Source organism: Kribbella sp. NBC_00709, from assembly GCF_036226565.1.
Classification (GTDB): Bacteria; Actinomycetota; Actinomycetes; order Propionibacteriales; family Kribbellaceae; genus Kribbella.
Genome location: NZ_CP108996.1, coordinates 4403962 through 4421585 on the forward strand (window position 1 = coordinate 4403962; position 17624 = coordinate 4421585).

Below are 17624 nucleotides of genomic sequence, written 5' to 3' on the forward strand. Positions count from 1 at the left end.
GCCTACCACACCTTCTCGTAGCCGGTGGTGAGCTCGGAGCCCTTGTGCCGCCATTTGGGTTCCTTGTTGCCCGCGTTCAGGGTGTACTTGCGCAGCCGCCGGATCACCGTGCCGTACACCATGCTCGCGGTGGTGGAGATCTTGCTGCCGGGCGGTTCGTCCATGAACGGCATGAACTTGTCCGGGAAGCCGGGCATCGTGCAGGCGATACAGATGCCGCCGACGTTCGGGCAGCCGCCGACGCCGTTGATCCAGCCGCGCTTGGGCACGTTGCAGTTGACGACCGGACCCCAGCAGCCCAGTTTCACCAGGCACTTGGGGGAGCCGTACTCCTTGGCGAAGTCACCCTGCTCGTAGTACCCGGCCCGGTCGCAGCCCTCGTGCACGGTGCGACCGAACAGCCACTGCGGCCGCAGTTCGGCGTCCAGCGGGATCATGGGGGCCTGCCCGGCGACCTGGTAGAGCAGGTAGACGAGCGTCTCGGACAGGTTGTCGGGGTGGATCGGGCAACCTGGCACGCAGACGATCGGCAGACCGGCCTTCGACTTCCAGCTCCAGCCGAGGTAGTCGGGCACACCCATCGCACCGGTCGGGTTGCCTGCCATCGCGTGGATCCCGCCGTACGTCGCGCAGGTGCCGACGGCAACCACCGCGGTGGCCTTCGGGGCCAGCCGGTCCAGCCACTCGGACGTCTTCATCGGCTGACCGGTGGCCGGATTGTTGCCGAAGCCGGCCCAGTAGCCGTCGGTGCCGTGCACGGCCTCGTTCGGGATCGAACCCTCGACCACCAGCACGAACGGTTCCAGCTCACCGCGGTCGGCCTTGTGCCACCAGGCGATGAAGTTGTCCGCGCCGGTCTCGGGGCCGCACTCGAAGTCGATCAGCGGCCAGTGCACCGCGATCTTCGGCAGCCCGGGCAGGGCGCCGAGGACGATCTCCTCGATGCTGGGCTGGGTGGCCGCGGTCAGTGCGACCGAGTCGCCGTCGCAGCTGAGTCCCCCGTTCATCCAGAGGATGTGGACGACACCCTCGTCAGCTTCCTGTTGCGCCTGCTCCGGCTCCAGTGTCGTGGACACGACCAGCCCTCCCTCGCCGGGAAATTGCCCGGACTTTCCGACCGTACGTCGGTACCGACCGGTCCGACAGACACTTGTGTCAGCTATTAATGGCGGTATCCGGAAATCCGGGATTCGTGGATTCCAGGACAATCCGGGAGGGTCTTTCTGTCAGTGTCGCACCGGTATTCTCATGCAATGGACGATCCCGATCGCGAGGTGTTCGTCTCGCCCGTGGTCGTGGCGTCGCACAGCTTCCCGGCCCGGCCGGGATCGCTGCCGGACGCCGAGCAGTTCGTCCGCGAGGCGCTCGAGCCGATCACACTCGAGGTGGAGGAGCGCCAGGCGCTGTACCAGGCCATCACGTCCGCCCTGCTGGCCGCCGCCGGGCCGAAGGACGGTGTGTTCGACGTGACCGTGCGGATCTTCCCCGACGGCGTCGAGGTGGAGGTGCTGCACGGTGCCGGGATACGGCGGGTGCAGCCGGCCGTGGAGCCGTTCGCCGACTGGCTGAACGGCGTACTGCACGGTCAGGGCCTGTCCCAGCAGGACGCCGCGCAGCGGATCGGTGTGTCGGTGCGGACCATCAGCCGCTGGTTGCGCGGCGATACCGAACCGCGGTTGCGCGACCTGCGAAGAGTGCACGAGATCTTCGGTCCGTGATCTCTGGCGTGGGCCCCGGTCCGGGTTTAGTGTGCGAATTGTCCTTTGATCGCGGAATTCGCCATTTCTTTTCGCCCGGCGGGGTGACCATCACGAACGAACCGGAACGTTTGCGCAGCCGGGCGCTGGTCACCGGCGTCGTCCAGGGCGTCGGGTTCCGTCCGTTCGTGTACTCGCTCGCGCGCGAGCTCGGGCTGTCCGGTCAGGTCGGCAACACCGCGGCCGGCGTCGTCGCCGAGGTCGAGGGACCGGCCGCCGCGGTGGCCGCATTCGGCGACCGGGTGCGCACCGACGCACCGCCGCTGGCCGTGGTCTCGACCGTGACGCTCGAGTCGCTGCCATCGGTGGGTGGGACCGAGTTCGCCATCTTGGACTCGACCGCCGGATCGGGCCGTACGCTGGTCTCGCCGGATGTCGCGACCTGCGCCGACTGCCTGGCCGAGTTCGCCGATCCGTCCGACCGGCGTTATCGGCATCCGTTCATCAGCTGCACGAACTGCGGGCCGCGCTTCACGATCATCACCGGCCTGCCCTACGACCGGCCGGCCACCACGATGGCCGACTTCCCGCTCTGCCCGGACTGTGCCCGCGAGTACGCCGATCCGGCCGACCGCAGGTTCCACGCCCAGCCGATCGCCTGCCCCGCCTGCGGTCCTCAGCTGCAGCTGGTCCAGCCCGGCGTCGAGACGGCGTACGACGAGGCTGCGCTCGCGGCCGCGCACGGGCTCCTGACCGACGGTGCGATCCTCGCGGTGAAAGGGCTCGGTGGATTCCATCTGGTCTGCGACGCCGGCGACCAGGCCGTCGTGACCACCCTGCGGAAGCGCAAGGATCGTGGCGACAAACCGTTCGCCGTGATGGCCGCAGACCTGGACACGGTCCGGCGGATCGCCACCGTCGATGCCGCCGAGGAGGAACTGCTCACCGGCAGCCGGCACCCGATCGTGCTGCTGCGGCGCAAGCCCGGTGCGGCCGTCGCCGAAGCCGTTGCCCCCGGCAACCCTGACCTCGGGGTGATGCTGCCGTACACGCCGGTGCATCAGTTGCTGTTCGACCAGCCCGGTCCGTGTGTGCTGGTGATGACGAGCGGCAACCTGTCCGGCGAGCCGATCGTCACCTCCGACGACGAGGCCATGACCCGGCTGGCCGGTCTCGCCGACGCGTGGCTCGGGCACGACCGGCCGATCCACGTGCCCTGCGACGACTCCGTCGTACGGATCGTCGACGACAGCGAGCTGCCGGTGCGGCGATCCCGCGGGTATGCGCCGTTCCCGATCGACCTGCCCGCCCCGATCCAGCCGGCGCTGGCGGTGGGCGGGGATCTGAAGAACACCTTCTGCCTCGGTGACGGGCAGTACGCCTGGCTGTCGGCGCATGTCGGAGACATGGACGATCTGGCGACCCTGCAGGCATTCGAGCGGGCCGAGCAGCACCTCGAGCAGCTGACCGGGGTGCGGCCCGAGGTATTCGTGACGGACAAGCATCCGTCGTACCGGTCGCGGCAGTGGGCCCAGCTCAACGCGGCCGGGCGGCCGGTGGTCGGCGTACAACATCACCACGCGCACCTTGCCTCGGTGATGGCCGAGCACCGGTATCAGGGCCGGGTCATCGGGTTCGCCTTCGACGGCACCGGGTACGGGGACGACGGCGCGGTGTGGGGCGGCGAGGTGCTGCTCGCCGGGTACGACGGGTTCGAGCGGTACGCACATCTCAAGTACGTGCCGTTGCCCGGTGGCGACGCGGGCGTCCGTAACCCGTGCCGGATGGCGCTGTCGCACCTGCTCGCCGCCGGCCTGCCATGGGATCGGCGGCTGCCGTCCGTGGCCGCGTGCGGCGGTCCGGAGCTCGAACTGCTCAGAACCCAACTGGACAAGGACATCGCCTGTGCCCCGACGTCGAGCATGGGCAGGTTGTTCGACGCGGTCGCGTCGCTGGCCGGGGTGTGTCACCGGGCCGGGTACGAGGCGCAGGCCGCGATCGAGCTGGAAGGACTGGTCTCGTCAGATCGAGGACCCGGCGGCTACGAGTTCGCGGTCACAGGGGAGGAGATCGATCCGGCGCCGGTGCTGGCCGGCGTGGTGTACGACGTACTGGCCGGCGTGGAACCGGGGGTCGTCAGCGCCCGGTTCCACCAGAGCCTGGCCGAACTGATGGTGACGCTGGCCGATCGGGCCCGCGCCGCCCACGGACTGACCACAGTCGCGCTGTCCGGCGGCGTGTTCGTCAACAGAGTGTTGCTGTCGGCAACTACCAGGGCGTTGACCGGGGCCGGGTTCACCGTGCTGCGGCATCGCCGGGTGCCGCCGACGGATGCCGGACTCGCCCTCGGTCAGCTGGCCGTCGCGGCGCGTCTTCCAGGGAGGGAAACATCATGTGTCTAGCCGTACCGGGGAAGGTCGTCGAGATCCGGGAGGAGGACGGGACCCGGATGGGGCAGGTGGACTTCGGCGGCGTGCTGAAGGACGTCTGTCTGGAGTACCTGCCGGATCTGCAGGTGGGTGAGTACACCATCGTGCACGTCGGGTTCGCGTTGCAGCGACTCGACGAGGAGTCCGCGATGCAGTCGCTCGCGCTGTTCCGCAAGCTCGGGGCGCTCGAGGAGGAGTTCGGCGACCAGTGGGGACTGGCCGCGCGGCAGGCCGGCGAACGCCGCCCGCCCGGCACGGATTGGGAGGCTGCGGAATGAAGTACCTCGAGGAGTTCAGCGATCCGGTGCTGGCCGGCAAGTTGGTCGAGCAGATCCACGCCACGGTGACCAGACCGTGGGCGATGATGGAGGTCTGCGGCGGCCAGACCCACACGATCGTCCGGCACGGGATCGACCAGCTGCTGCCCGACGGCGTCGAGATGATCCACGGCCCGGGCTGCCCGGTCTGCGTCACTCCGCTGGAGATCATCGACAAAGCACTCGAGATCGCCGCCCAGCCCGGCGTGATCTTCTGCTCGTTCGGCGACATGCTGCGGGTGCCCGGCAGCAGCCGCGACCTGTTCCGGATCAAGAGCGAGGGCGGTGACGTCCGGGTCGTCTACTCGCCGCTCGACGCCCTCCGGGTGGCTCAGCAGAACCCGGACAAGGAGGTCGTCTTCTTCGGCATCGGCTTCGAGACCACCGCGCCGCCGAACGCGATGACCGTCTACCAGGCCAAGAAGCTCGGCATCCCGAACTTCAGCCTGCTCGTCTCGCATGTCCGGGTCCCGCCCGCGATCGAGGCGATCATGCAGTCGCCGCACTGCCGGGTCCAGGGCTTCCTCGCCGCCGGCCACGTGTGCAGCGTGATGGGCACGTCGGAGTACCCGGCGCTGGCCGAGAAGTTCGGCGTACCGATCGTGGTCACCGGGTTCGAACCGCTCGACATCCTGGCCGGGATCCTGCGCACGGTCAGCCAGCTCGAGAAGGGCGAGCACGTGGTCGAGAACGCGTACCGGCGAGCGGTGCGCGACGAGGGCAACCCGGCCGCGATCGCGATGCTGGCCGACGTGTTCGAGCCGACCGACCGGGCCTGGCGGGGGATCGGGATGATCCCGCAGAGCGGCTGGCGGCTGTCCGAGCGGTATCGCGAGTACGACGCGGAGTACCGGTTCCAGGTGCGCGACATCGTCACCGAGGAGTCGACGGTGTGCCGCAGCGGTGAAGTCCTGCAGGGATTGATCAAACCGCACGAGTGCGCTGCGTTCGGGACGCTGTGCACGCCACGCAAGCCGCTGGGGGCGACTATGGTGTCCAGCGAGGGCGCGTGCGCGGCGTACTACCTCTACCGCCGGCTGCAGACGCCGGCCGAGGTGGTGACGACCGGTGGCTGAGCAAGTCATGTTGCCGAATCCCGATATGCCCGGTCCGCCGAACTTCGACGGCTGGGTCTGTCCGCTGCCGCTCCGCGATCACCCTGCGGTCGTGATGGGTCACGGGGGCGGCGGACAGATGTCAGGTGAGCTGGTCGAGCACCTCTTCCTGCCCGCGTTCGCCAGCCCGATGCTGGGAGCGCTGCCGGACTCGGCCGTGTTCACGCTCGGCGATGCGCGGCTGGCGTTCTCGACCGACTCGTTCGTGGTGCAGCCGTTGTTCTTCCCCGGTGGCAGCATCGGGCACCTGGCCGTCAACGGCACGGTCAACGATCTCGCGATGAGCGGCGCGCAGGCGGCGTACCTGTCCTGCGGGTTCATCCTCGAGGAAGGCGTCGAGCTCACCGTGGTCGGCCGGATCGCGGAGGACCTCGGCGCGGCGGCGCGGCAGGCCGGGGTGACGATCGCGACCGGCGACACCAAGGTCGTCGACGCCGGTCACGGGGACGGCGTCTACATCAACACGGCCGGCGTCGGGCTGGTCCCGGCCGGGGTCGACATTCGCTCGCAGCGAGCGGTTCCCGGGGACGTCGTCATCGTCAGCGGTCAGATCGGGGTGCACGGGATCGCGATCATGAGCGTTCGCGAAGGCATCTCGTTCGGCACCGAGGTGGTCAGCGACTGCGCCCCGCTGAACGGGCTGGTCGCGGCGATGCTCGACGTCTGCATGGACCTGCACACCCTGCGCGACCCGACCCGGGGTGGCGTCGCGACCTCGCTGAACGAGATCGCCAAGGCGTCCGGGGTCGGCGTCGAGCTGACCGAGAGCGCCCTGCCGGTGCCGGAGGCGGTCGCGAACGCCTGCTCGTTCCTCGGCCTCGATCCGCTGTACGTCGCGAACGAGGGCAAGCTGCTCGCGATCGTCCGGCGGGAGGACGCGGACGCCGTACTCGCGGCCATGCAGTGCCACCCGCTCGGCGCGGACGCGGCGATCATCGGCGAATGCGTCGAGGCGCATCCGGGGATGGTCGTGACGAAGACGGCGTTCGGGGCTACCCGCGTGGTCGACACACCTATCGGAGAACAGCTGCCTCGGATCTGTTAGCGAGCCACTCGTGCCAGGCGTCGAGGCCGTCTCCGCGGGTCGCGGAGACGGGCAGCATCTCGACGTCCGGCTTGAGGCGGTGGATCAGGTCCAGGCACAGGTCGACGTCGAAGTCGACGTACGGGAGCAGGTCGATCTTGTTCAGCAGGACGAGGTCGGCGGTGCGGAACATGTACGGGTACTTCGCCGGTTTGTCCGCGCCCTCGGTGACCGAGATGATCACCACCCGGGCCGACTCGCCGAGGTCGAACAGGGCCGGGCAGACCAGGTTGCCGACGTTCTCGACGAAGACCAGCGAGCCGTCGGGCGGGGCGAGCTCGGTCAGGCCCCGGGCGAGCATCTCCGCGTCCAGGTGACAGCCGGCGCCGGTGTTGATCTGCACGACCTTGCTGCCCGTCGACCGGATCCGCTGCGCGTCGAGCCAGGTCTCCTGGTCGCCTTCGATCACCGAGGTCTCCCGGCGATCGCCGAGGTCGGTGATGGTGCGCTCGAGCAGCGTGGTCTTGCCGGAGCCCGGTGAACTCATCAGGTTGATCGCGGTCACCGCGTGCTCGGCCAGCCGGTGCCGGTTGGCCGCGGCGAGCAGATCGTTCTTCGCGAGGATGTCCTGTTCGAGCAGGACGGTCCTGGTCGGGTGGTCGTGCTCGTGCTCGTGTGGATGAGGATGGGGATGCTCGTGGTCGTGGGCATGGACCGGTTGCGGGCCGTCGACGAGGGTGACCCTCGTGCTGGCATCCTCACCCGAACACCCGCAGGTGCTGCACATGTCAACGCACCTCCACCGAGACGATCCGCAGTTCCTGACCGGCCAGAATGTCGAGATCGGCACTGCCGCAGTCGCACAGCATGATCGGGTCGTCGAGCGCGAACTCCCGTCGGCAGTCCCGACAGTACGCCCGCCCGGACGGCTCGTCGATGTCCAGCCGGGCGCCGTCCAGCCCGGTCCCCGCGGCCACGATCCCGAAGCAGAACCGGATCGAGTCGGTCACCACCCCGGACAGCCGGCCGATCTCCAGCCGGACGGCGGCGACCGGTCCGTCGCCGATCTTCTCGACGATCGCATCGACAATGCTCTCCACGATGGCGAGCTCGTGCACGCTCCCGACGGTATGCCGGGCCGTCCGGCGCGGTCCAGGGCCGAGCTCCTGCTCGGCCCGTCGTCGGCCCCGACCGCCCTGTCCGTCCCGATCAGGATCACCAGATAACGCAACTTCGGCGGCGGAGGCCGCATCGTGTGAGGTGTGAAGAACCTCATCCTGAAACGAGCCTCCGCCGCCGCAGTACTGCTGGGCGCCGTCGCTGTCGCCCCGGTCGCCTCTACCAGCACAGCGAACGCCGCGACAACCGCGGCCTGCACCATGTCTGTCGGGTCGATCACGGCGGGCGGTGACATCGCCAACACCGGGGTCACCGCGTCCTCGCCGATCAAGTCGACGCGTGGAGCCGGTCCGCACCTGTTCGCGCCGGGGCTGTCGAAGCTCGCGTCGACCTGGACCACGACGGTCGGGGTCGCGGGCGAGGACACGACGTACGGCCAGGTGATCGTGAGCGGCACGCTGTACTCCGGCGAGTACGGTCACGACTCGACCGGCAAGCCGACCAGCAGCCTGCAGTCGCTCGGCGTCGGCTACCTGGGCTACAAGGCGATCGAGTCGTCGTTCTACTGGGGCAAGACCGTGCGCGGGGCGGACTACCGGCTGCGTGGCGACGGGGTGCTGTACCGGTTCGGGGCCAAGCGTCAGGTCACGCGGTACCCGGGCTACTCGGCGGTCAAGACGATGGCGCTGATCAGCGAGACTGCGACGTACGACACCTTCCTGGCGGTCACCAACGGCGGCGCGCTCTACACCATCCACATCCCGACGAGCACGGCCGCGCCGGTGGTCAAGAAGGTCCGGACGTCCACCTGGCAGAACTTCGACGTCCTGGTCGCGGAGAAGTGCGGCACGCAGAGCACGTTGCTGACGGCGATCGACAAGGACACCGGTTCGGCGTACCTGTACGCCGTTGGTCACGCCAACGGTGCAGCGACGGTGATCCAGGGCCTCGGCAAGATCCCCGGCACCTTCAGCGACCCGGTCTACTACCTCCACACCGCCGAAGGAAACGCACCACTCTTCGGCGAGTGATCAGCGCATGACAAGGCCCCGGTGACCGTGTGGTCACCGGGGCCCTGTCGTGATCAGAAGTCTCCGCCGAAGTCTCCGCCGCCGAAGTCGAAGCCTCCGCCGTCGCCGCCTCCGCCGTCGAACGGGTTGAAGTCACCCCCGCCGTCGCCACCCCCGCCGTCGCCGCCACCATCGCCGCCGCCGTCGCCGTAGTCACCGCCGCCGTCGCCGTAGCCGCCTCCGTAGTCGCCGTACCCGCCGCCGGAGAACATGCCGCCGAGCGCGGTGCCGATGAACATGCCGGTCAGCACGCCGCCGACGCCACCGAACAGACCCTGCGCGTACGGCGAGTAGGCCGGGCCGGCCTCCCAGTACGGGACGCGCTGCGGGCCGACCATCACCTTGCGGACGTCCGGCTCGGCGCCGACGCGGACCCGCTCGGCGTCGGCCGCACAGGCCGGCACCTCACGCGGCGCACCACCGGGCGGCGACCACAGCACGTCGACCACGGACGGCCCGTGCTGCGGGTTGAAGAAGCAGGCCGGGCGGCGCTGCGGCAGCGGCTCGCCGTTCACGCGCGCCTTCACGCACGCGGCCGCGTACCGGCCGTCATCGAGGATCTCGACCACGTGCTTGATCTGGTCGGCCTGGGTGACCTGGCCGACCGCCTGCTTGGCGGACTCGTAGGAGTCCAGCGCCCGCTGGTAGTCCTGCCGTGCACCGTCGCCGAGGTCCTTGCCGACCATGTCCAGGTCGAGGTCCTGCAGCTCCTCGCCGAACCGGGTGATGTCCTCGTCCGCGGTCCGCTTCACCGCCTCGATCTCGGCGGCGGTGATCTCGTGCTGCTTCTTGGTCTGCAGCTGGGTCCGACGGTACGAGCGGTACGCCAGAACCGCGATCACCACGACAGCGATGATCAGGATGTATTCCATGTCGGGCCTCTCTCGGGGGCTTTACGCAGAGCCTACCGAATCCCTCAAGACGCCGACGCCACGCAGGGTGACGCAATCCCCGGTAAACGGTCACCGACCGCGCATAATTGATACACCGCCCAGCGCCCGTCGTCACACCGCCGGAAGGCTGGCTCATGCGCAGGACTGCCCGACTACTCCCTCTCGTGCTGACCGCGGCCACCCTGATTCCCCTTCAGCACAACGAATCCGGCCCGTCGTACCAGGAGATTCCGCTCGACGGTCCGTCCGTCCAAGCCCGTACCGAACCGTTCGGCATGGTCGCCGTCACCTGGCCGGAGGGCACGCGGGGCGTCACCGCGAAGGTCCGCGTCGAGCGCGACGGACAGTGGACCGACTGGGAATCGTTATCGGTCGAGGACGATCACGGGCCCGATCCGAAGGATCCCCAACAAACACATCCATTGGTGGCCGAAGGAATTGAGCGCGGCGGCACCGAGCCGTTGTGGGTCGGCAATGCCACCGGGGTCCAGGCCAGCGCCGCCACCGCCACCGGTACGGCGATCGCCGGCGCCAAGGTGGTGCTGATTCAGCCTGGGGTGCTGGCCACGGACGCCGATGAACCGGCCGCGCAGTCGATCGAGCCGGCCGCTTCGAGAGCGCCGTACCCGATGCCGTTGATGGTGAGCCGGAAGCGGTGGGGTGCAGACGAGCGACTCCGCAGCCACAACGGGGCTGCGTGTGCGCGACCGAAGTACACGACGACTGTGCTGGCGGCGTTCGTGCACCACACTGCCGATCGCAACGACTACACGCGGACGCAGGTCCCGGCGATGGTGCGGGCGATGTACGCGTACCACGTGAAGAGCCGCGGCTGGTGCGACCTCGGGTACAACTTCCTCGTCGACCGCTTCGGTCGCGTCTTCGAGGGCAGGTACGGCGGGGCGCAGCTGCCGGTCCTCGGCGCGCACACGGCCGCGTTCAACTCGAACTCGTTCGGAGTGGCGGTGATCGGGAACTTCGAGCAGGCCGCGCCGCCGGCGGCGATGCTGGAGTCGACGGCCCGGGTGATCGCATGGAAGCTGGATGCCAACTATCGGTCGCCGCAGGCAACGATCCGGCTCGACGGAAGCAGTCTGCACACCGTCTCCGGACATCGCGACACCAAGGCGACCGCCTGCCCGGGGACGCAGTTGTACAACAAGCTCGGCTGGCTGCGGCAACGCGTGAACACCTTGATGAGCGGTAGTTTCTCGACGCCGATCTATCAGTACGCCCGCAAGGCCGGATTCCGGAACATCGGTCAGCCGTTCTGGGGCGAGCACCGGACCCGGACCGGCTGGGCGACGTACTTCGCCACCCGGGACGTCTTCTACTCCGTTGCCAGCGGCACGCATTCGACGGCCGGCGCGTTCCGGACCCGCTTCCGCCGGCTCGGCGCCGGCAGCGCGCGGCTCGGGCTGCCGATCACCGACGCTTACCGGGCGCCGGGCGGCTCCCGGCAGAAGTTCCAGCGCGGCTGGCTCGTCTGGGACCGCCGTACTCGTCAGGTCCATCTTGTCTACGGGAGAGCTTCATGAGAACGGTACCGATTTCTGGGGTAGCGATCGCGGCCGTCGTCCTGTCGTCCACGGTGATCAGCGCGACCGCGCAGGCCCGCGAGATCGTGCCGACGGCGGCGGCCCCGGACACGACGATCAACGGCCGCGGGTTCGGGCACGGTCGCGGGCTGTCGCAGTACGGCGCCCAGGGAGCCGCGCTGGCCGGGAAGTCGGTGAAGCAGATCCTGGACTTCTACTACCCGGGGACGACGACCGGGAAGGCGACCGGCAGCATCCGTGTCCGGGTCAGCGCCGACACCACCGATGGCGTGCGGGTCGGCGCGGTCAACCTGCTCGCCGTCCGTTCCTTTGCCACCGGCAAGGTCTATGTGTTGCCCAAGGCATCGACTAGGAACCAGTGGTCGATCGACCCGAACGGCGAGCACGGGACGAAGCTCAGCTCGTACGACGCGAAGACGAAGAAGTGGACGCTGTACAAGACGTTCACCGGCATGGCCCAGTTCGAAGGGCCGGCGGTGATCGGGCTGATCCTGCCGAGTGGCGCCGTACGGCGGTATCGCGGCGCACTGCGGGCGATTGACGTTTCCGGTACGCATCTGGACACGGTGAACGTCGTACCGCTGGAGTACTACCTGCGCGGCGTCGTACCGCGGGAGGCCGTGTCCAGTTGGAGGCCGGCCGCGTTGCAGGCGCAGGCCGTTGCCGCGCGCACCTATTCGGTGTTCCACCGCGATCGGGCGACGGCGAAGGCGTACGACCTGTGCGACACCACGTCGTGTCAGGTGTACGGCGGGTACGACTCGGAGGAGACGTCGACGAACAACGCGGTCGCGGCCACCGCGGGGCAGATCCGGCTGTACAAGGGGAAGCCGATCATCGCCGAGTTCTCGTCCTCGAACGGCGGGGCGACCGCGACCGGCGACGTGCCGTACCAGTTGATGAAGGCGGACGGCTGGGACGCGTACCCGAAGAACGGGAACCCGAACGTGGCGTGGACCGTGACCCGGTCGGCGGCCGACATGCAGGCGGTCTTCGCCGTCGGGTCAATCCGCTACGTGCGGGTGCTGAAGCGCAGCGACGTCGGTCCGGGCGGCGGCCGGGCGCTGACCGTCGAGGCCGTCGGGTCGAAGGGCAAGCGGGTGCTGACCGCCGATCAGGTACGGATCCGGCTGCATCTGAAGTCCGGCTGGATCAGCTTTCCGGCCCGGCCACTTGATATGCCAACTGCGGTTGCCGAAGAGCCTGGTCGCTGAGCCATTGACGCGATGTCCGTGCGCCGGTTAGAACGTGACATCGATGTCAACCGCCACCGCCCAGGAGGAGCAGGTCGATGCGCAGGAAATTTGGTATATCAACTCGTCTGGCCGCCGGAGTGCTCGCGGCCACCGTCCTCGGGTCGCTCGGCATGACCACGGCCGACGCGGGGACCGACCACAGCGCGGCCGCCCGGGCGCGCGCGTCGTACGACGCCATCAACAAGTACTTCGACGCCGGCAAGGGTGGTCTGCTGCTGGAGGAGTACCCGAACACGCAGACCAACGCGTACTCGTACGTCTGGCCCTATTCGCAGGCGGCGATCGCGGCCGAGGACCTGGCCGGCGTACCGGGCGCGGGCCGGAAAGGTTCCGCGGAGGCCGACCGGCGGATCGCGGCGTACGAGTACTACTGGAACGCCGGGACCACGCCGACCGGGTACGACTCCTATGTCCGGCCGCCGAACGGCCAAGGCGGGGACAAGTTCTACGACGACAACGAGTGGATCGGGCTCAACCTGATCCAGCGGTACCAGCGGACCGGTGACCGCGCGGCACTCGCCCGGGCGAAGGACATCTTCGCGCTCGTCGTCCACGGCTGGGACACCGATCCGTCGCACCCGTGCGCCGGCGGGGTCTACTGGACCCAGGCGCCGTGGAGCCAGGACCGCAACACGGTGTCGAACGGTCCGGGCGCCGAGCTCGGCGCGCATCTGTACCTGCTGACGCGGGACCGGTCGTACCTGACCTGGGCGCAGCGGATGTACAAGTGGGCGCAGGACTGCATGCTCGCACCGAACGGCCTGTACTGGGATCACATCGACCTCGCCGGCAACGTCGAGAAGACCCAGTGGAGCTACAACCAGGGCGTGATGCTCGGCGCCGGGGTGTTGTTGTTCAAGGCAACTGGGAACCCGCAGTACCTGCGGGACGCGAAGTCGGTCGCCGCCGCGTCGCTGGCGTTCTACAACACGCCGGAGATCCTCGCGAAACAAGGCGCGGCGTTCAACTCGATCTGGTTCAAGAACCTGCTCATCCTCGACTCGGTCGCGCCGGATCCCCGCTACCGCAAGGCAATGCAGTCCTACGCCGACTACAACTGGAACACCACCCGGGACCCCGCCACCAACCTCTACAACTTCGGCGAAGGCTCCGTAGAACTCCTCCAGCAATCCGGCATAACCCAAATCCACGCCCTCCTGGCCTGGCCCCGCTCCAGATACGACCTCCTCGCCTGACAACCCGTTACGTCCGAAGAAGTGAGGGCTCCCCACCCACACTTCTTCGGACGTAGTGGTCAGGCTGCGGCGGTTGCGGTTTTGATCTCGACCGGCGTGATGGGGGTTCCGTCCTGCGGCCCCTGCTGCGGTGAAACACCCGCCTCCGCGACCTTGTCGATCAGCTTCACGCTCGCCTCGTCGATCGTCCCGAACGCCGTGTACTGCGGCGTCAGCCCGGACGCGTCGCCGTACACGATGAAGAACTGGCTCCCGTTCGTGTTCGCCCCGGAGTTCGCCATCGCCAGCATCCCGCGCCCGTACTTCAGCGTCGGATAGACCTCATCGGCGAAGCTGTACCCCGGCCCGCCGGACCCGCCCCCGGTCGGGTCGCCGCACTGCAGCACCTGCAGTCCTTCGCCGACCGTCAGCCGATGACACTTGGTGTTGTCGAAGTACTTCTGCCCGACCAGGCTGAGGAAGTTCTTCACCGCGCACGGCGCCAGCGCACTGTCCAGGGTGAGCTGCAGGTCGCCGATCGACGTGTTCAGGCTGACCTTCGACGTACCCGACGCCTTCGTCTTCCCGTCGGCCGGCGGGTTCACCGGCTTGCTGGCCGGCTCGGCGCCCTTCTTGTACGTGCAGTTGACCTCCGCCGCGAGCGGTGTGGCGCGCTTCGGCGCAGCCGCCATCGCGGTCGGAATGCTCGACGGCTTGTTCTCCGGCGCCGCCGTCGGCTGGTCGCCCGCCGCCGGCTTGTCGTCACCACCCACCCCGAAGACCACGAAGACCCCGACGATGACCACGACCACCGTGGCGACCGAGGCGACCGTGATCGCCAGGTTCCGCCGCTGCCGTCGCCGCTCGATCTCCCGCTCGGCCAGCCGCTTCGCCTTCCGCGCCGCCAGCTGCTGCTGATGGGTCTTCTTGGACATGCAGTAACCCTCCTCACCGGAATGCCTGCACGGGAACCTACAGCGAAAACCTGAGAACTGTCTGTCAATCCAGCCACCCACCCCCAAACCGAAACCCGCCCCCGCCCCGCTCATCGCGCGGGCGGCGTCCGAGGGAGGTTTGGAAGCGGACGAGGTAGCCGTCGGGGTCCGTCACGAGGAACTGCCGGACTCCGGTCTCCTCGTGGGCGCTGACCTGATACCACTTCGTCTCGGGCGGCAGGAAGAGCGGGTAGTCAGCCTTGCCGAGTGCGGACAGGATGGGTTCGAGCTCCGGGACGGTGATCTGGAAGTTGATCCCGCGTCCTAGCGGTCGCTCCAGTGGCGCGGTGACCCAGTTCCGGCCGATGCCCAGCTGTTCGAGCATCACGTGAGCGGATCCACGGACGACGTACGCGAAGCCCTCCTCTTCGCGCTGGTACTCGACGACGAACCCGCAGAGCCCACACCAGAACTCGATGCTCCGCGTCACATCGACAACGAGTAACTCGGGAACGAGCGAGGGCTCAGTGGAGGAACTCACGCCCCCATGTTTTCAGATCTCGACGAGGCTCCAGCGGAGGTAGTTCTCGTCGATGTACGGCGTCCAGGCGCGCGGCGGGTCCGTCGGGAACCGGGTGGCGGCGTGCGTACGGCGAGCGTGGTCCTGGAGGGCGGGCTGGTTGAGGGTGAGGGCGTCGGCCACATCCGCGAGCATCTCGGTGATGCTGAACCACCTCGGGCCGGAGAACCCGCCGCCTTCGTAGTCGAAGTTGCCGACGGATCCGAACTGGTCACCCTCGCGCAGGTCGACGAAGAGGGTGCAGTCGGTGCCGGCGTCGCCGATCGGGAGGAACGCGTCGAGCCACTCGAAGGAGCGGGTGCCGGCCGGCTCCTGCTCGGCGGCGAGTGATCGCTGCGGGAAGACCGAGGCGGTGACCGTGCGCATCATCTCCCGGTCGCGCAGCATTCGGTCGATGCCCATCGGAACGTAGAGAACCGGGATGAGGTTGCCGAAGGCGGCCTGCCAGCCGAACCCGTTGTTCAAGGTCAGCCAGGCGATGAGGTCGCTCGGCAGCCGACGGTCCATCGCGGCACGAAGTTCGGAGATCTCGCCCCAGGACGCCGGTGGTTGGAGGTGCTCCAGCGCGTGCGGCAGGTGCTCCTCCAGCCAACCGATGATCGAACTCCACGACTCCTGCACCGAGCGATCCATAACTGCTGGACTATGCCAGACGGGCAGGTCAGTCCTTGATCTCGCAGATGACGGCGCCGGCGGAGACGGTGGCGCCCACCTCGGCGGAGAGGCCGGTGACGGTGCCGGACTTGTGGGCGTTGAGGGGCTGCTCCATCTTCATGGCCTCGAGGACGACGATGAGCTCGCCTTCGGCGACAGTGGCGCCTTCCTCGACGGCGATCTTGACGATGGTGCCCTGCATCGGTGAGGTGAGCGAGTCACCGGACGCGGCAGAGCTCTTGGTCCCACCGGCCCGCCGAGACGGCTTCTTCTTCGCGCCGGCGGCAGCACCAGCGCCAGCTGCAGCAGCACCAACAGCGCCCAGACCCGCCGGTAGCACGACCTCGAGCCGCTTGCCCCCGACCTCGACGGTCACCTTCTCGCGCTCGCCGTCGTCGGCCGGTTCGCCCACTGGCCCGTCGTACGGCGTGAGCTGGTTGTCGTACTCCGTCTCGATCCACCGGGTATGGACCTTGAACCCGTCCGTGCCGACGAATGCGGGATCCGACACAACAGCCTGATGGAACGGGATGACCGTAGGCATCCCCTCGACGACGAACTCACGCAAGGCCCGCCGCGACCGCTCGAGCGCCTGCTGACGATCCCTCCCGCTGACGATCAGCTTCGCGACCAGCGAGTCGAATGCACCCGGCACCGTCTCGCCCTGGTCGTACCCACCATCGAGCCGGACCCCTGGACCCGACGGCGCATGCCACCGAGTCAGCGTCCCCGGCGCCGGCAGGAACCCACGCCCGCCGTCCTCCGCGTTGATCCGGAACTCGATCGAGTGTCCCGAGACGACCGGGTCGTCGTACCCGAGCTCCTCGCCCTGAGCGATCCGGAACATCTCCCGCACCAGGTCCAGCCCGGTGACCTCCTCGGACACCGGGTGCTCGACCTGCAGCCGCGTGTTCACCTCGAGGAACGAGATCAGCCCATCCTGGCCCACCAGGAACTCGCACGTCCCCGCGCCGACGTACCCCGCCTCACGCAGGATCTTCTTGGACGACGAGTACAAGATCTCCAGCTGCTCAGCCGAAAGGTACGGCGCGGGCGCCTCTTCGACCAGCTTCTGGTACCGACGCTGCAGCGAGCAGTCCCGCGTCGACACCACGACAACGTTGCCGTGGGCATCGGCCAGGCACTGGGTCTCGACGTGCCGCGGCTTGTCCAGGTACCGCTCGACGAAGCACTCACCGCGGCCGAAAGCCGAGACAGCCTCGCGGGTCGCGGACTCGAACAGCTCCGGCACTTCCTCGAGCGTCCGCGCAACCTTCATCCCGCGGCCACCACCGCCGTACGCCGCCTTGATCGCGATCGGGAGTCCGTACTGCTCGGCGAACGCGACGACCTCGTCAGCCCCAGCCACCGGGTTCGGCGTCCCCGGCACCTGCGGCGCGCCGACCTTCTCGGCGATGTGCCGCGCCTTGACCTTGTCGCCGAGCGAGTCGATCGCCGACGGCGGCGGACCGATCCAGATCAGCCCCGCGTCGATCACGGCCTGCGCGAACGCCGCGTTCTCGGCCAGGAACCCATACCCGGGATGTACGGCGTCCGCACCGGAGCGGGCCGCGACGTCGAGGATCTTCTCGATGTTCAGGTAGGAGTCGGCCGGTGTCGACCCGTCCAGGGCGTACGCCTCGTCGGCGAGCCGGACGAACAGCGCGTCGCGGTCCTGGTCGGCGTACATGGCCACGCTGCCCAGCCCCGCATCGGCGGCGGCCCGGACGACCCGGACGGCGATCTCGCCCCGGTTCGCGACCAGAACCTTGGTGATCTGCTTGCTGTCGGACACAGCTGA

The 17624-nt window shown here is 68.5% G+C and carries 17 protein-coding genes; 9 read left to right on the top strand and 8 right to left on the bottom strand.

Going from position 1 to position 17624, the window contains the following annotated elements; all coding sequences use genetic code 11:
• Window positions 1-2 precede the first annotated feature (2 nt).
• A complete protein-coding gene (locus tag OHA18_RS21710) occupies window positions 3-1076 on the bottom strand; it encodes a hypothetical protein (protein ID WP_329006008.1) in 1074 nt (357 codons plus the stop codon).
• A 177-nt stretch (window positions 1077-1253) separates the two neighbouring features.
• Between OHA18_RS21710 and OHA18_RS21715 the strand changes: the two genes are divergently transcribed.
• From OHA18_RS21715 to hypE, 5 genes are all read left to right on the top strand, one after another.
• Window positions 1254-1718 (top strand): helix-turn-helix transcriptional regulator, encoded by a 465-nt coding sequence (locus OHA18_RS21715; RefSeq protein ID WP_329006009.1) that lies wholly within the window; start codon window positions 1254-1256, stop codon window positions 1716-1718.
• A gap of 83 nt (window positions 1719-1801) precedes the next feature.
• The gene (hypF, locus tag OHA18_RS21720; protein WP_329006010.1) at window positions 1802-4099 is read left to right on the top strand and encodes a carbamoyltransferase HypF; all 2298 of its coding nucleotides are present in this window, start codon (window positions 1802-1804) and stop codon (window positions 4097-4099) included.
• A complete protein-coding gene (locus OHA18_RS21725; RefSeq protein WP_329006011.1) occupies window positions 4090-4404 on the top strand; it encodes a HypC/HybG/HupF family hydrogenase formation chaperone in 315 nt (104 codons plus the stop codon). The genes hypF and OHA18_RS21725 overlap by 10 nt, the downstream gene beginning before the upstream one ends.
• Complete coding sequence (hypD, locus tag OHA18_RS21730) at window positions 4401-5519, top strand: hydrogenase formation protein HypD (protein ID WP_329006012.1); 1119 nt, start codon at window positions 4401-4403, stop codon at window positions 5517-5519. Before OHA18_RS21725 ends, hypD begins: the two co-directional genes overlap by 4 nt.
• Window positions 5512-6603 (top strand): hydrogenase expression/formation protein HypE, encoded by a 1092-nt coding sequence (hypE, locus tag OHA18_RS21735; protein WP_329006013.1) that lies wholly within the window; start codon window positions 5512-5514, stop codon window positions 6601-6603. The genes hypD and hypE overlap by 8 nt, the downstream gene beginning before the upstream one ends.
• Here hypE and hypB read toward each other — a convergent pair.
• Together hypB and OHA18_RS21745 are read right to left on the bottom strand one after the other, a co-directional pair.
• Window positions 6572-7369 (bottom strand): hydrogenase nickel incorporation protein HypB, encoded by a 798-nt coding sequence (gene hypB, locus OHA18_RS21740; RefSeq protein ID WP_329006014.1) that lies wholly within the window; start codon window positions 7367-7369, stop codon window positions 6572-6574. The genes hypE and hypB overlap by 32 nt on opposite strands.
• Window position 7370: 1 nt before the next feature.
• Window positions 7371-7700, bottom strand: coding sequence for a hydrogenase maturation nickel metallochaperone HypA/HybF (locus OHA18_RS21745; protein WP_329006015.1), 330 nt, complete (start codon window positions 7698-7700; stop codon window positions 7371-7373).
• A gap of 144 nt (window positions 7701-7844) precedes the next feature.
• Between OHA18_RS21745 and OHA18_RS21750 the strand changes: the two genes are divergently transcribed.
• Complete coding sequence (locus tag OHA18_RS21750) at window positions 7845-8732, top strand: hypothetical protein (RefSeq protein ID WP_329006016.1); 888 nt, start codon at window positions 7845-7847, stop codon at window positions 8730-8732.
• Between the two features lie 53 nt (window positions 8733-8785).
• Here the strand turns inward: OHA18_RS21750 and OHA18_RS21755 are convergent, their stop codons facing one another.
• Window positions 8786-9643 (bottom strand): hypothetical protein, encoded by an 858-nt coding sequence (locus OHA18_RS21755; protein ID WP_329006017.1) that lies wholly within the window; start codon window positions 9641-9643, stop codon window positions 8786-8788.
• Between the two features lie 155 nt (window positions 9644-9798).
• On the opposite strand from OHA18_RS21755, the gene OHA18_RS21760 reads away from it, so the two are divergent.
• From OHA18_RS21760 to OHA18_RS21770, 3 genes are all read left to right on the top strand, one after another.
• Window positions 9799-11202 carry a peptidoglycan recognition protein gene (locus OHA18_RS21760; RefSeq protein WP_329006018.1) on the top strand — a complete coding sequence of 468 codons (1404 nt, stop codon included), beginning with the start codon at window positions 9799-9801 and terminating at the stop codon, window positions 11200-11202.
• A gap of 587 nt (window positions 11203-11789) precedes the next feature.
• Window positions 11790-12437: a SpoIID/LytB domain-containing protein gene (locus tag OHA18_RS43360; RefSeq protein ID WP_442914403.1), complete on the top strand. Its 648-nt coding sequence runs from the start codon at window positions 11790-11792 to the stop codon at window positions 12435-12437.
• Window positions 12438-12514: 77 nt separating this feature from the next.
• On the top strand, window positions 12515-13675 hold the full coding sequence (locus OHA18_RS21770; protein ID WP_329006020.1) for a glycoside hydrolase family 76 protein: 1161 nt from the start codon (window positions 12515-12517) through the stop codon (window positions 13673-13675).
• A gap of 59 nt (window positions 13676-13734) precedes the next feature.
• On the opposite strand, the gene OHA18_RS21775 is transcribed toward OHA18_RS21770, so the two are convergent.
• The 4 genes from OHA18_RS21775 to OHA18_RS21790 form a co-directional block, all read right to left on the bottom strand.
• Entirely contained in the window at window positions 13735-14589 is an 855-nt protein-coding gene (locus OHA18_RS21775) for a peptidylprolyl isomerase (RefSeq protein ID WP_329006021.1), read from the bottom strand.
• A 64-nt stretch (window positions 14590-14653) separates the two neighbouring features.
• Entirely contained in the window at window positions 14654-15130 is a 477-nt protein-coding gene (locus OHA18_RS21780) for a bleomycin resistance protein (protein WP_329006022.1), read from the bottom strand.
• 12 nt (window positions 15131-15142) lie between these two features.
• The gene (locus tag OHA18_RS21785; RefSeq protein WP_329006023.1) at window positions 15143-15802 is read right to left on the bottom strand and encodes an SMI1/KNR4 family protein; all 660 of its coding nucleotides are present in this window, start codon (window positions 15800-15802) and stop codon (window positions 15143-15145) included.
• 28 nt (window positions 15803-15830) lie between these two features.
• Window positions 15831-17618: an ATP-binding protein gene (locus tag OHA18_RS21790; protein WP_329006024.1), complete on the bottom strand. Its 1788-nt coding sequence runs from the start codon at window positions 17616-17618 to the stop codon at window positions 15831-15833.
• Between the last annotated feature and the right edge of the window lie 6 nt (window positions 17619-17624).